Genomic DNA, 14828 nt, shown 5'->3' on the forward strand with positions numbered 1-14828 from the left:
GCCGCCAACCCGCCCGGCATGCGTCCTGCACGGGCGCCCACATGTCACCGCACCGTAGGACCGGCTTAGAAGATGCGGGCCCGCTGTGGTGGGCGGTCGGATCGTCTGTGCTGCCGTCCGCCGCCGTTGTCAGCGCTGTCATCGAAGGGGGCAGCAAGCCAACCGTCGTGGAAGCGTCGGCAAGCCGCTGACCCTGTCGCTCGGTTGGGCTGTTTGCCAGATTTCGTGGTCCTGTGGACGGTTATCGTTGGCGAGTCGTCTGTATAGGCCGTACGAGGCCCTCGCATGTAGGCGCCCGATAGAACGTCTCCGGTGTGTACGTGCCTAGTGCGTCCGAAATAGGCTGACGACAGGAACAGTAGGCCTTCGGGTCGCCACCTTTTGACGAGCAAGGACACCCCCGACTGATGGCAGTGACCCAGCAGGAGATCGAGAACCGGTTGTGGGACGCCGCTGACGAGTTGCGCGTGGCGATGCCTGAAGCGCAGTACTCCTCGGTCGTCTTCCCGCTGATGTTCTGGAAGTACCTGTCGGACACCTGGGAGCACCACCACCAGGAGTTCCTGGCCGACAACGAGGGCCTGGACGACCTCTCTGCCGAGGAAGCTCGCGAGATCGAGTATCGCGACTACCAGTCGTTCGAGATCCCGTTCATCCATCCCGGCACCGTCGCCGAGCGTCGCGCCTCTTGGTCGTCCATCCTCGCCACCATCACCCAGCCCGGTCTCGGCCAGCGGGTCCGCGCCTCCCTGCAGGCCATCGAGACGGCCAATCCTGACAAGTTCTCCCGCCTGTTCGGGTCCATGACTTGGACCTCCGAAGAGGTGCTGTCGGGGGAGGTGTTGGCGGCGGTCATGCAGGCGATGGACCGCACCCCAAAGATGCACGAGGGCAACATGTCCCACGACGTGCTCGGTGGGGCGTACGAGTACCTGCTGAAGCGGTTCTCCGACGGGTCCGGCACCCGCGCCGGCCAGTTCTTCACCCCTCGCGAGGTCGTCGAGCTGATAGTCGAGGTCCTGGACCCCAAGAGCTTCGAGTCGGTGTACGACCCCACCTGCGGGTCGGGCGGCATGCTCATCGCCTCCGCAAACCTCCTGAAGGCCCGCGGCGGGCGTGGCTACACGCTCAGCCTGTACGGGCAGGAGGCCGTACCGGACACCGCCGGTGTGGCCCGCATGAACCTCTTCATGCACAACCTCACCCAGTTCCAGGTCGAGGTCGGCGACACCCTGAAAGACCCGCGCTTCAAGAAGCCGGACGGCTCCGTCGCACAGTTCGACGTGATCGTCGCCAACCCGCCCTACTCCCTGAAGTGGAAGCCCTGGACCAACGACCCGCGCGCCATCGGCGGTGTCGCGCCGCAGTCCTCGGCGGACTGGGCGTTCGTGCAGCACATGATCGCCAGCATGGACCCGAAGAAGGGGCGCGCCGGCGTCGTCCTGCCTCACGGTGTCCTCTTCCGCAGCGGCCAGGAGGGTTCGATCCGTCAGCGCGTTCTGGACGACGACCTTCTGGAAGCCGTGATCGGCCTGCCCGCAAACCTCTTCTACAACACGACGATCCCGACCTGCATCCTCGTGTTCCGCGCCCCCGGTACCAAGACCGACGAGCGCAAGAACGGGGTGCTGTTCATCGACGCCTCAAAGCGGTTCACCAAGGCCAAGAATCGCAACATCCTCACTGACGCCGACATCGCCGACGTCGTGACCGCCTACCACTCGAGCTTCGCCGACGGCAACCCGGTAGACCCCGACGGAGAGGGCGGCCTCTCCGCGCGGTTCGTCCCCACCACGGAGATCGTGGCGAACGGGTACGACCTCAACATCGGCCGCTACATCAAGCAGGCCGCCGCCGAGCAGGAAGACCTCGGCACCCTCATCGACGCCTACAACCTCGCCCGAGCAGAGCGCCAGAAGACCGAGCAGCGCATGCTCGATCTCCTCTCCGCCGCAGGGATCGAGGGCTTCGATGAGTGACTGGCAGCAGATTCCCCTCGGTGACCTCCTAACCCGTGTGCGCCGCAAGGTGGCCGTGGAGGATGGCGTCACCTACCCCGCAGTCAGTGTCCAGATGTACGGGCGCGGCCTCGGTGAGAAGGAGCCATTCGTCGGCGGTGTCTCGAAATACACGACGCTGAACACAGTGCGAGAGAACGACGTCGTGCTCCGCACGATCACGGCGTTCGAGGCCCCTGCAGGCGTCGCGCGGGCGGAGCATGACGGCACCCATGTCTCCGGTGTGTTCATCACCTATGAGGTGGACCAGAGAGCTCTCCCGGAGTTCCTGGAGCTGTACTTCCAGACGCCAGTGTTCTGGGACGAGATGCAGAACCGTGCCTCGGGAACGGTCTTGCGCCGCAAGACCATCTCCGACGCTTCGTTCCGTGCCATCCCGTTCGCTTTGCCTCCGCTGCCGACACAGGAGCGGATCGTCGAGGTGATCGGCGCGGTCGACGACCAGATCACCGCACTCGACGCGGAGGCGGGGGCGCTGGCAGCGGTTTTGCGTCGCCGACGAGCTGACCTCATCACCGACGGCTCGGTTGAAGCCGTGAGGGCCGAGTACGCCTTCGACTTCTCCACCGGCGTGCGCCGGACACCCGACAGGGCGACCGGCCCGTACATGACGCCCTACCTCCGCTCTGCGAACGTCGGCTACGGGACGCTCGACCTGTCCGACGTGCTCGAGATGAACTACGACCCGGCGGAGCGCAAGAAGTTCGGCCTCCAGTACGGCGACGTCGTGGTGTCCGAGGGCAGCGCAAGCGCGAATGCGGTCGGGATGCCCGCCATGTGGCGGGACGAGCTGCCAGGGCCCGTCTGCACCCAGATGACCCTGCTCCGTCTTCGGGCGCGGGAAGGGGTCTGCATCCCTGAGTTTGTCTTCCACTGGAGCATGTGGGCCTATGAGTCCAGGGCCTTCCTTGACGTCGCGGGTGGCACCAACATCAAGCACATCAGCGCCAAGCGGGCGAAGGGCATGGCCGTGCGCCTACCGTCGCTCGACCGCCAACGCGAGATGGCGGCGGAACTTGGCGCGATGGAGTCCGCGTTGGGGGCGGTCCGCGCGGAGGCCGCCCGTCTCCGTGAAGTCCGGGCGGGGCTGCTGTCGGGGCTGCTGGACCGCACCATCGACATCGAGTCTGCCGAGCTGGGGGTCTGAGCCGTGGCGAAGGGTATTCGGGAGCGTGAGTTCCAGAACCTGGTGATCCAGTGGTCCCTCCCGATGGGATGGGGCTTCACGGCGGGCAGGTCGTTACCGCGCGAGACGACGCAGACGGTGGTCGTCGGCCAGCTGCGGGACGCCATCGTCCGGCTCAATCCTGGGGTGATCGATGGGTTCGACGTGGACGCGGTGGTCGAGGAGATCGTCGCCACGGTCAACGCCGTCGAAGGTGGGCTGGTGCGGGCCAACGAGCAGGTGCTGCGCCTGCTGCGCGGGCGTAAGGAGTTCCGGGACGCCGACGGCGTGTGGCACGCCCTGAAGGTCATCGACTTCGAGCACCCGACCGCCAACACCCTCGTCGTGTCGGACGAGGTGACCATCACCGTCCCCGGCAAGACCTCCCGCCGGTTCGACCTCGTGTACTGGGTCAACGGCCTGCCCCTGGTCGTGGTCGAGGTGAAGTCACCGACCGCGAAGTCCGGGTGGGCGGATGCCGCCCGCGAGATCAACGACGTGTACGTCACCGAGTACCCGTGGTTCTTCACCCCCAACGTCTTCGCCGTCGCCTCCGACGGGCTGAAGCTGCGGTTCGGTGCCGCCGGGGCGCCCACGAACCTGTGGCAGCCGTTCCGGTCCACCGCCGACGACGAGAACCTGTCCGGGCAGGCCGACGTGCAACGCTCCGTCGAGCTGCTGCTGGACCCGGCCACGATCCTGGACATGCTGGCCAATTTCGCCCTGTTCGACACCTCTGGGGGCGGGGTGGACAAGAAGTACCTGCCCCGCTACCCGCAGATGGAGGCCGCGCACCTGATCCACGAGCGGGTCCTGGAGGGCGGGTCGAAGGGCCTGATATGGCACCACCAAGGGTCCGGGAAGACGCTGCTGATGGTGTTCGCCGCCTCGCTGCTGCTGGCCGACACCCGCACCGAGTCGCCCACGATCATCCTGCTCTCGGATCGGACCCAGCTCGTCCGGCAGACCTCCGGGGTGTTCACCTCCGCGATGGGGGACGCCCACTTCCACCAGCCCGCCACCAGCGCCGAGCTGCGGGCGCTGCTGGCCGACGACGTGCGCGGCGTCATCTCCACGACCGTCCACAAGTTCGCCGACGCCGGCAAGAACCTGTCGACCCGGGACAACATCATCGTGCTGGTCGACGAGGCACACCGCACCCAGTCCGCCCGGTCGAAGTCCCTGGCCGGGCAGATGCGCGCAGCGTTGCCGCACGCGAAGTTCTTCGGCATGACCGGCACCCCCGTCCGCAACCTCGCCACCGACACCTTCGCCCTCTTCGGCGAGGAGAGTGACCCGGGCCGGGTGCTGCACCGGTACTCGGTGTCCCGGTCCCTGCTGGACGAGGCGACCGTCCCGGTGATGCTGGACCCGCATCCGGTCGCCTTCGAGATAGACGACCAGGCGTTGCAGGCCGAGTTCGACCAGTTCGCCGACGACTTCGACCTCGACGACCCCGACCGCGAGGTTCTGTCCCGCAAGTTCGGGCGCCTCACCTCGGTGTTTGCCAATCCCGACCGCATCCACGCGGTGTGCCAGCACATCGTGGACCACTACCTGGCCGGCGCCTACCGCAACGGCCTCAAGGCCCAGGTCGTCGCCTTCAACCGTGAGCTGGCCGTGGCGTACACGGACGAGATCAATGAGCTGCTGGCCGGCTTCGAGGCGTCACAGGTGCTCGCCGAGGTCGGGAAGCATGACCGGATCACCGCCGAGGTGAACATCTCCGTCTCGGACTCCAAGGACGAAGACCTGGCCATGCGGCCGTTCCGGCTCTCGGAGGCCGAGGAGGAGGAGCAGAAGCGGCGGTTCCTCACCCCGGACGACCCGCTGTGCTTCCTGGTGGTGACCGCGAAGCTGATGACCGGGTTCGACGCCCCCAACGAGGGCGTCCTCTACCTGGACAAGCCGCTGAAGGCCCACACCTTGTTCCAAACGATCACCCGCCCGAACCGCACCTGGGTGTCCCCGACCGGGTTCGTGAAGACCTCCGGCGCGGTCGTGGACTACATCGGCCTGGCCGAAGAGGTCCAGCGGGCCGTCGCCGACCCCACCGCAAAGGGGGCCGGCAAGGGCGGCGGGTTCGTCACCGACCTGTCCGAGCTGGTCGCCGAGTTCCGCACCACCTTCGCCCGCATCGAAGACCTCCTCGCGGACGTGGACGGCCTGGACCTCACGGTCCACGGATACGAATCCGTGCGAGCCATCAACGTCTTCCTGGACGCCAACCCTGGCGCCGCCGAGGTGTTCACCAAGGACTACCGGCTCCTGGCCCGCCTGTACCCGCTGATCAACACCGACAAGCGGATCGCCAAGTACCGGGACGGCTTCGCCCTGTTCGGGTCCGTGTACACGACCCTGTTCAAGAAGTCCTCCGACGAGGAGCGCAAGGAACGGCTGGCCGAGCTGGGACCGATGGTCCTGGAGATCATCAACGCCCACGTCCACTCCTTCTCCGTGGTCGCCTCCCAAGAAGAACCCCTCGTCCTGGACGCCCAGGGCATCGCCATACTCAAGGAGCTGCTGGCCCTCGTCCGCCCCAAGCCCGACAAGGACGACGGCGAGGACAAGAAGCCGCCGTCCGCGGCGGAGATCCTGGACCACATCAAGGCCGCCCTCGACAAGGGCGTCGACCCGGGCTCCGCGAAGTACACCGCCCTCGCGGAGCGGATCAAGCAACTGCGGGACCGGATCATCCAGAACGCCCAGGACGCCCTCGAGTTCCTGTCCGAAGCACTCCGGGTCGCCCGCGCCATCGTGGACGCCGAAAAGCACCCCGACGAAGCCGTCGTCGTGCTGGATGACGACCACGTGGGCGTTCTGTCGCGGATCATCCATGACCACGCGCCATCCGGCCTCACGGTCACGGAGAGGAACCTGGCCGAGGAGATCGACCAGGTGGTCACCCACACCCTCGCCCGGTCATGGGACAACGCCGATGCCCGCAACCGAGGCGTCCGCCGCGCCACCGCCCAGGTCTTCCGGCGGTACGCCCTGAAGCCGGTGGGGGAGCCGTACGATTCCACCGTCGCCTATATCGAAGCCCACTATCTCGTTGACTGACGAATACGGGAAGGCCCGGACCGCCCTGGGCCTTCGTTGCCTCGTCTGCCAGTTCGGACACTCTCAGCTGGCTTCGTGTCCTGCGAGGTTAGGCAACAAGCTCATTCTTCCTCTTCTTCTGCTTCCTGGCGCAACCGGTCGGCGATGTCCACTAGAGAACCGCGCTGCGGAACGAACCAGCGCCGCGTGCCCTGAAGCGGTTTGCTCTGGTAACCGGCCTCCACGAGCATCTTCTGGGCCAGACCGGTCGGCGAGTATGCGACACCGTCCACCGCCCATACCAGGCAGTTGCGGCGCTGCCGGGTCCAGGTCGCACGAGCCCGGCGTGCATCGGCCGTGAGCCAGGGGGTGAGCTGCTGCTGTTCGCGGCCCGGGACTGGGCGGAACTCGACGAGCGTCCCTTCCTCCAGCGCGTTGTTCTCGAAAATCACGGTGACAGCGTTGGCTTGCCGCGCGTGCCGTTCACGCTCGGACGCGCGGTACTCCGATGAGAGGGGCGGAGGTTGATTGTCCCCCTGCAGGGTCACCAGCGCTGAACCAGCGACGTCCGAATATCGCTCAGCATTGCGGAAGATGCTGCTCACCTGACTCTTGGGTCCGTAACCCGTGTCGATCCAGTGGATCAGCGTGGCTACAGCGGCGTCCACGAGCTCGGCGACGCACGCCGGTACCGTCGGCCAATCTGATTCGGAAATCTCCTGCCAGCCTCGGGGCAGGCACTGGAAGGTCACGTGGGCGATGAGCAGTCGCCCAAGGTCGGCGAGTGTGCCGGCGCGCCCCTCCCACTGCGGGCGTTGTACGTCGATCTGCCGCTCAACCTCCCGGAGCACCAGGATGGTGCGCCAGGTCTTCACCGCGTCGGTGCGGTGGAGCGGAAATAGCCGGTGGTGCTGCTTCGGATCCCAGAGAAGATCGATGTCCACGTTGGCTTGGAAGGACAGTTCCGGAGAGGCGTGGGCACAGGCGAGCGCGGTTGCGGCCTCCCTGAGGGTGCAACCGTCCTCCTTCGACTGCGGTGGCTCCTCGCCCCGGCGCAGGACGTAGGTCTTCCGCAGCCGAAGCAGAAAGTCGTCGCGGAGCTGCTGCTGCACCTTCTCCAGGGCGATGAAGTCCTGGGGCTCCACCCTGTTCTGGGTGTTGGTCGTTCGGGTGACGTCGTGGTCGAAGCCCTCCGGGCAGTCCGTCAAGGAGATGATGCGGACGCCGATTCGTGCGCGTGTGGCGACATCCGGGGTTTGCTGGTACGCCTCGTGGACGGAGGCGACCGTCTGAGCGCCGTTGACAATGCTCGCTCCCTCCATTTCCAGGTCCCCCGAGGGCCCATGATCACCTTGTCGCATAGCACCGTGATCCCGTTGTTGAAGTACCAGAAGTACTCGGGCCTTCTGCGAAGGGTCTCCACAAGGGTGCGATTTACCGCGGTGACACCGAGCGGATTGCGGATATTCCGCTGGAAGAGTCGGTGGTGGTTGTCCTCGTACCAGCGGGCGACCTCCGCGCCTCCTATCGTTCCGTGGTACGCCAGGATGGGATCCTTGATCGGACTGACATCGACAGCCGAGGCCGACGCCTTCAGCTTGATCTGGGGTTCGGCGATTCCGGAGCGCAGGATGCGGATGAAGTCCGGCAGTCGCAGGGGGCGCAGGCGCAGCGAGTCCTCGTACTCCGCGCAGAACCGGTCGAGCACCTCCTTGGCCTCGGCCCCCATCGGCTGGGTCCCTGCCCAGGCTGGCAGCAGGGTGATCTGTACCCGCGGATTGCTGAGTGCCCGTTCCAGATCGGGGATGAGCGGCGTCAGCTTAGCGTTGAAGCACTGGTACTCCCGAGCGATCAGTAATTCCAGACCATTCTTCAGGTCGAGGGCAGCGTTCTTAGAGAAGGTGGCTGTGCCGTCGCTACTCCACTTCGCCTGTACCACCCAGACCTGGGGCTCTTCTGAGGCGAGATCCACCGCCACGGCGTCGATGCCCTGGTCGCTGAACGAGTCGATGACGAACTCGGCGCAACGCTGCAGCGGATAGCCGGTGAACTCGCGGATCGCCAGGGCAGCCAGGGAGCGGGAGAGAAATGAGTTCCGCTGGATTCGCTGCTCAAACTTGGACAGATCCTCAACGGGGACGATCCCAGTGAACTGCTCATCGAGGGCGTGTTCGAGCTGCTGGGCGTGCAGAGCGGTCACTGTGCTCCTGTCGGCGGCTGGCGGCCGTGCTGGGACGGTGGCGAGGGGTTCGCCCACGCCTCATCAGCGATTCAGGTTGCTTGCCGAAGAGTCAGCACGTCAAGCACTTTGCCGCACTGCGTAGCTCCGATGGGACTGAGAGCAGCGAAGATCCGCTGGGGTCCGGGACTCACGGGCCTAGCCGAATGGCACGGTGCGAGCCGTCGGATTACCCCCGCGTCGGTGGCCACCGTGGCGATCGGGGCCTTTGCGCTGGTGCCCCCGGCAGGATTCGAACCTGCGACACCCGCTCTAGGAGAGAGGCTGGGTGATCTCCCTCCTGAGCTGCGGCTTCACCGGGCGAGGTAGCGGGCGGGTACTCGCCCATGAGGCACCGGTGTTGACCGTGGCTGCCCCCTGCATCTGGCACGGTTGTGGCACGAACCTCAGCCGACGACAGCCAGCCACGACGGCGGGTGCGTCGACCGACCAGGCGCGCGTGTGTCTCGCTGCAGCCCCACCGGCCTCAGCCACGTTGTCGAGTGTTGCCAGCCACTCCTTCCGCGGCGAGAGGAGTGGCACACGGCTTCGGAGGCCCCGTGAGTCCCACACGTATTGCGAGGGCAGGGGCCTAGAGACGCCCTCCGTCGCCCCGCCAGTCCATGAATAGGCCGCAGAGCTGGCAGGGCACTATGCACTCGCTGCCACTCTGAGCAAGCCGCTAGCGGAGGAAGGAGTACACCCGCTCCAGGAGGGCGAAAGGGGACCTCGGCTATTCTTCCCCCTCGTGAACTGCCAGCCACGCCTGCGCCAGCTCGTAGAGCGTTTGATCACCGTCGACTTGCCATCGCGTTGGACCCTGAACTGCAGCTGGCGCTTCTGCCCAACCCGCAAGTCCCCAAATACGGATGACGAGTCCGCTGACCGAATAGGCGAGACCGTCGTATGACCAGATAAGTGGTGCCGTTCGGTGGTTCTGCCAACGTGCCTGAGATCTACGCTCGTCCGCCGCAAGCCACTCCCTGGTCGCCAGCTTCTCGGGGGCGTTGCTGGGAACATAAGTCAGCGGTGTTCCATCCTTGATCACGTGAGCGCTGACAAGAGTTGGTACCGTGGCAGGCTTTCGACGCAGTTTCGGTCGTGTCGATTGCGCAAGCTCATAGGAGAGTTCTGGCGCGGCGGCTCCACTGCGTACGTCCTCCGTCACCATCTGGGCGAGCTCTCTGCAGCGCACCTCATCCGTAAAGATGCTCATGGGAAATGAGGTAGGGCCGTAGCTGAGGTTCACTCGATGTACCAGCGAAGGCGCGATGGCCTCGGTCAAGGCGGGTATGGCCGTAAGTCTCGATTCGACTGAAAATGACAATTCGTCAATTTCCGCCAGATCAAGCAACTGAAATACCAGGTGTGTGATCAACATATCGCCGCGCTGGACAATGGCGTGCGTGCGACCCTGTAGGCGACTGCGCAGCGCGTCGAGGATTTTTCCAGTCTCTCGCTGAATTTGCACACATCGCCAGATGCGAAGGGCACTCGGAATTTCCCCGAAAAGGCGTTGATACGCTCCCTGGGCGCCCGGCTCCCAGAGTAGTTCGGTATCCCGCTTAGCGCGTACAGCAAGCTCCGGTGTCCTGTAGGCGCATGCGAGGGCTACGGCTGCTTGCACCACCGAGCACCCGGAGTCCGCGGTGGGATCTATCTCACCGCGCTTATATGCGTAGGTTTTTCCGAGGGTCAGGTCGAAATCCTCGCGGATTGTGGCCTGCCGCTCATCGAGGGAGATAAAATCTCGACGGTAAACATCATTCTGCGTGTTTGTGGTTTCGGCAATCCGAGAGGCGAATCCGGCGTAGTCTTCGCCCAGGGCGATCACTCTCACCACCACATCGGCCTCTGTCACCGCCTCCGGTTCCTGCTGCAAGGCCCTATGGATGGACGTAACTGTTTGTGCGCCATTCACGACAGTGGCGTGCGTCAGCTTCAAGTCTACGGGGTGGTCGGGATGCCGACGCCCCGGGTAGAAGGGCTCAACTTTGTCACACAGGATGGTGATGCCGTTATTGAAATACCAAAAGTTCTCCGGCTCCTCTGTCAGCGTCTTCTCGATGCCGACGTTAATACGGGTGAGCCCCAGCGACTGCCGGATGTTTTTCGAGAAGAGTCGAGCGCCGTGCCTTTCGTACATGTCGGCCACATCCCGCGCCCACAAGCTTCCCTGATATGACGGGAACGGCAGATCTCGTTTAAGCCATTTCAGCATTCGGAGTGTGAAGTCTACCGGATCGGGCTTTCGATCTTCGCGTAGCTGCTGCAGCAGTTCGACGGTTGTCAGTAGGCTGTAGCTAAGCATCGGCCCGTGGCCGTGGTGATCATCGCCAGCACGGTCAAGGATCGCCCTGGCGTGAGAGCTGAGTGGATCGTTGCCGACGAGGGCGATGACCAAGTTAATCTTGAGGTTAGGGTCACCCAACGCCGAGTCGAGGACAGCCGTGAATGGCTGCAGCTTCTTATTGAATGCGCTGAACTTCCTATCCTCCAGCAAGCGTAGTCCATCGATAAAGGCGCGGGCAGCATCGGTATGGAACCCTGCCGTTCCCTTCTCGCTCCACTTTGCCTGCACCAACCAAACCTGGGAACCGTCTACGACCGCCACAGCATCGATTCCGTTGTCGTCACTTCCATCGATGACGGCCTCTGCGCAGCGCGCCGGCTCCCACCCCGTTGCTCGACGGATTGCTGTGGCTGCCACTGCCCGCGACAGAAAAGCGCGTTCTCGCTCCTGGCTGGAGTTCCGCTGTAGGTCGCTTTCATCGATGAGTCCTTGGTACGCCTGCGTCAGAGCTGACCGCATCTGATGCACCTCAAGTAGCGTTGTTTTCACAGCTGCCCACCCCGTCCCGGTCACGTCACGCTGATGACGCACGTTCACTTCCGTGCCTGGCACGCGAGATAACCCTAGTAGCGCTTGTGCTCCTGGGAGGTACAGATTCGGAGCAGCGCGCAACCATGCGGTGATTCACCTTCTTCGAGGCGGAGAATCAAGCGGTGTCAGCCACAGCAAGCCCCTGCTGTCATCCCGTCTGCCGTCGACCCACACGGAGTAATAGTGGGGCAGGCTGCTGGGGGGCTCAGGTGGAGTGCCCTGCTGCACGAACGACCTGGGCCCCAGCAGCCTGGTCTGCTATGGCTTGCCTGGGGCGACGGCAGACGGGATGACAGCTCCCCACCTGCACCACGAACCGACTGGCAGCGGCACGACTGGCCCCGGTCATCCCGGAGCCTGAGCGCCCCCGCCGGAGGCATCTGTTCTGGCAGTCAGTTGCCAGATCAGCTCGGGTTCATCCCATCAAGCCCTTAGCCGCAGTGGCGCGCGGCCGGCGGTCCGGGCTGGAGCGGGGCGGAGACAGGAGCGCAGGCCCGGGGCGACGGCCGCGCGACGCCGCCTTGGGCGGCGGAGCCGCCCTTGAACCCGTGAAGAAGGTTGTAACTCAGTGGGATTCAGGCTTCGGTTGGCCCGTCTGACCGCTTGGCTGCGGTGATCCTGCGTGCTTGTCCTGCGGCGCGTTGGAGTGCCTGGGCCACCTGGTCGGCGTCGTCGGCGTTCAGCAGGATCTCTTGTGTCCAGAGGAGCGAGAGCCTGACCGTGCCATCGTGAAGGTGGACGGCTACGTCGACTTCTGTGCCGTGGCCTGCTGCGTCCCGGACTTCGTTCAGGCCTGGGTCGCTTGCGAACGCGCTCATGCTCCGATGTTCCACAGCGGGGCGTCGTACTGGTCCGGTCGGCTGTGGAGGAGGAGCCGGCGCAGCTCGTCGCGCTGGGAGCCACTGAGGTTCAAGGCCTCGGTGAGGTGGCGAAACGTCGTGTGGGTGACTCCGCGGGCGCGGACCTCACTCTGGAACTGGTCGAGCCGAGACAGGACGTCGTCGGGATCCAGCTTTGTCGGCGGCCGCTCAGTGAGCCACGCTGCCTTGTTGCGCTCGTAGTCGATCTCCGAGAACCCGCAGATCTCGCGGCTGTACGCCTCGGCCTCGTCCAGAGCGGCGGTCGTCATGATGGCGCGGGCCAGGTTGTTGCGGCTGACCGCGTCGTCCAGGTCGACCTCGTGGACCGTAGGTCCTTCATCGGTCAGGGAGACGGGAAGGCGGGCGTCGCGCACCTCGCAGATGCCGCGGGCTCCTCGGGCTGTTGCGGCGAGCATGGCGGTCGCCTCTGAGGGGTGCCACTCCAGGATGCTGCCGATCGCGTCCACGTCCTCAGCCGTGAAGGTGTGGACGAGGGCGCCGAACAGGGGGCGCAGGTCGTCGGGGGAGATCTCGCCGTCCAGCCCGGGGCCTGCGACCAGGAGTCGGATCGGGGCGTTGACCTGGCAGCAGGCGGCGAGGGTGAGGGCGTCGGCGAGTGGGCTCTTGAGGGTGGGTTCGTCGCCCTGGGCGAGGATGTCGCCGCCGACGTCGAGCAGATCGATCGATGCCGGCGCCAGGTGGGATACCAGCTCTTCGAGTTGGCGGGTGATGCCCTCAGCGCCGTGGTGAGGGTCGAGCAGCGCCAGCGTGTGCGGGAGCTCTGCCGCGAGTCGGGGGAGTGTGGAGCCTGCCGGGGCGATCGGCTGGGCCTCGGCAGGTACCGACCAGACGGACCGAGTGAGGGGCTCGAGTCCCGTGAAGCTGTCGGCTCCCCGCGGTCCCGGGAGTGGGTCGATCAGGAGGCGGTCCCAGGCGTACGTGAGGATCACCGCCTGGTCCTCGTCGCCGTAGAGGGCGGCGTGAAGCATTGCGGCGGCGACTGCGTCGCCCCCTCCTCCTGCTGCGACGATCAACCGCGTCATGCGGCCAGACTACGGGTTCGAGGGTTGGCCACTCACCCTATAGTGGCTAAAGGCCATAGCCACTTGGACGAGGAAGGGAGGGGAGATGCCGCAGATTGAAGAGGCTCAGCCGAAGTATCTCCAGATCGCCCACTACATCCGTGACCAGATCCTTCGTGGTGACCTGCGGCCGGGGGACGAGGTTCCCTCGGAACGGCAGCTCGCCGCGGACTGGAAGGTGTCCCGGCCCACGGCCGCGCGGTCGTTGGAGGCGCTGAGCCATCAGGGCCTGGTCGAGAAGCGCCAGGGCTCGGGGACGTACGTGCGCAGCCTTGAAGTGAACCGACGGGCAAGGGAGTTGTACGGGCGCGCCCGGCAGACCGGGAAGATCTACACGCCCGGAGAGTACGCGGTGATCACCTCGGCCGGTTGGCTGGAGGCTCCGGACTACGTCGCCGAAGCCTTGGGGCTGGTGAAGGATCGCCGAGCCGTGCACCGCCGGCGGGTGACGAACAACCAGGCCGGTCCGATCAACCTGTCCACTTCGTGGTTCGCTGCGGACGTCGGCCAGCGGGCGCCTAAGCTCACGGATCCTGGGCGGATCCAGGAAGGGACGCTCATGTACGTCGAGCGGATGACGGGGCGTCAAGGCAGCTATGCCGAGGACCGTATGTGTGCCCGGGCCGCCACGGACGAGGAAGCGGCCGACCTGAGGTTGGAGCCGGGGTCCGCGGTCCTCATCGTCCATCACGTCGTCTTCGACCTCCAGGACCGCCCTCTGGAGTTCGCCGAAGCCACCTACCCGCCGCACCGCTGGGCGTTCGAACAGGGCTACCCGCTCACCTGACGACGACTCGCCAGTTCCGGCGAACCGCTTGCACCTTCAAAGTGGCTAATGCCACTATCCAGGAAGTGGCTAAGGCCACTTGGAGGAGAAGGGGGCACGACGTGACGAGTCGGCGGCCGGTACAGGACGCGCGGTTAGCTTGCCGGGGGTGTCGGGGGCGTGGATGGAAGCGCGTCGGCTCCCGAACGGTGCTGGCGCTCTCCACGGCCAACGACCGCAGCCGTGCCACGTCGAAGCGGCGCTGCCTCGACTGCGACGGCAGCGGCAAGGAGTGAGCACGCATGGCCTACACGATCGACCGTCACCCCTGTGAGGACTCACCGCGGCTCGGAGCGATGACCTTGCATCCGGAGCCGGAGTCCGTCCCCCGCGCCCGGCGCTGGTTTCGGAAGTTCATCGCTCCGTACAACCCATCCTGCTCGATCGACGATTGCGTGCTGATGATCTCGGAGCTGGTGACCAACGCCATCCGCTACGGGAGGTCGGATGACTCGTGGGTGGTGCGGGTCGAGTGGTACCGCGAGGGAACCTCACTCCGCGTCGACGTGCACAACCCGGGGTTCCCGGCGAGTGTGCAGCTGCGGCACCCGGAGGCGGATGACGCCCACGGGCGGGGGCTGCTCCTGGTCGACTCCATCGCCGACTCCTGGCGCTCCGGGCCCAGCTGCTTCGGCGGAACGGTCGTTTCCTTCATGGTCACTGATGCCTGGCCGGCGTGATGGGATAGCTCACCTCTCCTACTGCCGGTGTGAAAGTGTCGCTAGGCTGGTTG

Annotated in this window: 10 protein-coding genes; 5 read left to right on the forward strand and 5 right to left on the reverse strand. The window is 65.4% G+C overall.

The window, feature by feature from the left end:
* The first annotated feature begins 407 nt into the window (after window positions 1–407).
* The 3 genes from GL259_RS20635 to GL259_RS20645 are packed head-to-tail and all read left to right on the forward strand — an operon-like array spanning window position 408 to window position 6246.
* Window positions 408–1979, forward strand: coding sequence for a class I SAM-dependent DNA methyltransferase (locus GL259_RS20635; protein ID WP_159534852.1), 1572 nt, complete (start codon window positions 408–410; stop codon window positions 1977–1979).
* Window positions 1972–3165: a restriction endonuclease subunit S gene (locus GL259_RS20640; RefSeq protein WP_159534853.1), complete on the forward strand. Its 1194-nt coding sequence runs from the start codon at window positions 1972–1974 to the stop codon at window positions 3163–3165. The genes GL259_RS20635 and GL259_RS20640 overlap by 8 nt, the downstream gene beginning before the upstream one ends.
* A 3-nt stretch (window positions 3166–3168) precedes the next feature.
* Window positions 3169–6246 (forward strand): HsdR family type I site-specific deoxyribonuclease, encoded by a 3078-nt coding sequence (locus tag GL259_RS20645; RefSeq protein ID WP_159534854.1) that lies wholly within the window; start codon window positions 3169–3171, stop codon window positions 6244–6246.
* A 101-nt stretch (window positions 6247–6347) separates the two neighbouring features.
* On the opposite strand, the gene GL259_RS20650 is transcribed toward GL259_RS20645, so the two are convergent.
* From GL259_RS20650 to GL259_RS20670, 5 genes are all read right to left on the reverse strand, one after another.
* On the reverse strand, window positions 6348–7547 hold the full coding sequence (locus tag GL259_RS20650; protein WP_159534855.1) for an AIPR family protein: 1200 nt from the start codon (window positions 7545–7547) through the stop codon (window positions 6348–6350).
* The gene (locus GL259_RS39345; RefSeq protein ID WP_159534856.1) at window positions 7430–8425 is read right to left on the reverse strand and encodes an AIPR family protein; all 996 of its coding nucleotides are present in this window, start codon (window positions 8423–8425) and stop codon (window positions 7430–7432) included. Before GL259_RS39345 ends, GL259_RS20650 begins: the two co-directional genes overlap by 118 nt.
* Before the next feature lie 751 nt (window positions 8426–9176).
* Complete coding sequence (locus GL259_RS20660) at window positions 9177–11327, reverse strand: AIPR family protein (RefSeq protein WP_243762341.1); 2151 nt, start codon at window positions 11325–11327, stop codon at window positions 9177–9179.
* A 575-nt stretch (window positions 11328–11902) separates the two neighbouring features.
* Entirely contained in the window at window positions 11903–12145 is a 243-nt protein-coding gene (locus tag GL259_RS20665) for a hypothetical protein (protein ID WP_159534857.1), read from the reverse strand.
* Window positions 12142–13230, reverse strand: coding sequence for a DUF1152 domain-containing protein (locus GL259_RS20670; RefSeq protein WP_159534858.1), 1089 nt, complete (start codon window positions 13228–13230; stop codon window positions 12142–12144). The genes GL259_RS20665 and GL259_RS20670 overlap by 4 nt, the downstream gene beginning before the upstream one ends.
* An 85-nt stretch (window positions 13231–13315) precedes the next feature.
* Here GL259_RS20670 and GL259_RS20675 point away from each other — a divergent pair, with 85 nt between their 5' ends.
* Together GL259_RS20675 and GL259_RS20680 are read left to right on the forward strand one after the other, a co-directional pair.
* Window positions 13316–14056 (forward strand): GntR family transcriptional regulator, encoded by a 741-nt coding sequence (locus GL259_RS20675; RefSeq protein WP_159534859.1) that lies wholly within the window; start codon window positions 13316–13318, stop codon window positions 14054–14056.
* A gap of 281 nt (window positions 14057–14337) precedes the next feature.
* Entirely contained in the window at window positions 14338–14775 is a 438-nt protein-coding gene (locus GL259_RS20680) for an ATP-binding protein (protein WP_159534860.1), read from the forward strand.
* Window positions 14776–14828: the final 53 nt, after the last annotated feature.

This window comes from Streptomyces sp. Tu 3180 (assembly GCF_009852415.1).
Taxonomy (GTDB): Bacteria; Actinomycetota; Actinomycetes; order Streptomycetales; family Streptomycetaceae; genus Streptomyces.

Bases quoted from the DNA above. Each gene is read 5' to 3' on its own strand.
- GL259_RS20635 (WP_159534852.1), top strand. From the start codon at position 408: ATGGCAGTGACCCAGCAGGAGATCGAGAACCGGTTGTGGGACGCCGCT.
- GL259_RS20640 (WP_159534853.1), top strand. From the start codon at position 1,972: ATGAGTGACTGGCAGCAGATTCCCCTCGGTGACCTCCTAACCCGTGTG.
- GL259_RS20650 (WP_159534855.1), bottom strand. From the start codon at position 7,547: ATGGAGGGAGCGAGCATTGTCAACGGCGCTCAGACGGTCGCCTCCGTC.
- GL259_RS20665 (WP_159534857.1), bottom strand. From the start codon at position 12,145: ATGAGCGCGTTCGCAAGCGACCCAGGCCTGAACGAAGTCCGGGACGCA.
- GL259_RS20670 (WP_159534858.1), bottom strand. From the start codon at position 13,230: ATGACGCGGTTGATCGTCGCAGCAGGAGGAGGGGGCGACGCAGTCGCC.
- GL259_RS20675 (WP_159534859.1), top strand. From the start codon at position 13,316: ATGCCGCAGATTGAAGAGGCTCAGCCGAAGTATCTCCAGATCGCCCAC.
- GL259_RS20680 (WP_159534860.1), top strand. From the start codon at position 14,338: ATGGCCTACACGATCGACCGTCACCCCTGTGAGGACTCACCGCGGCTC.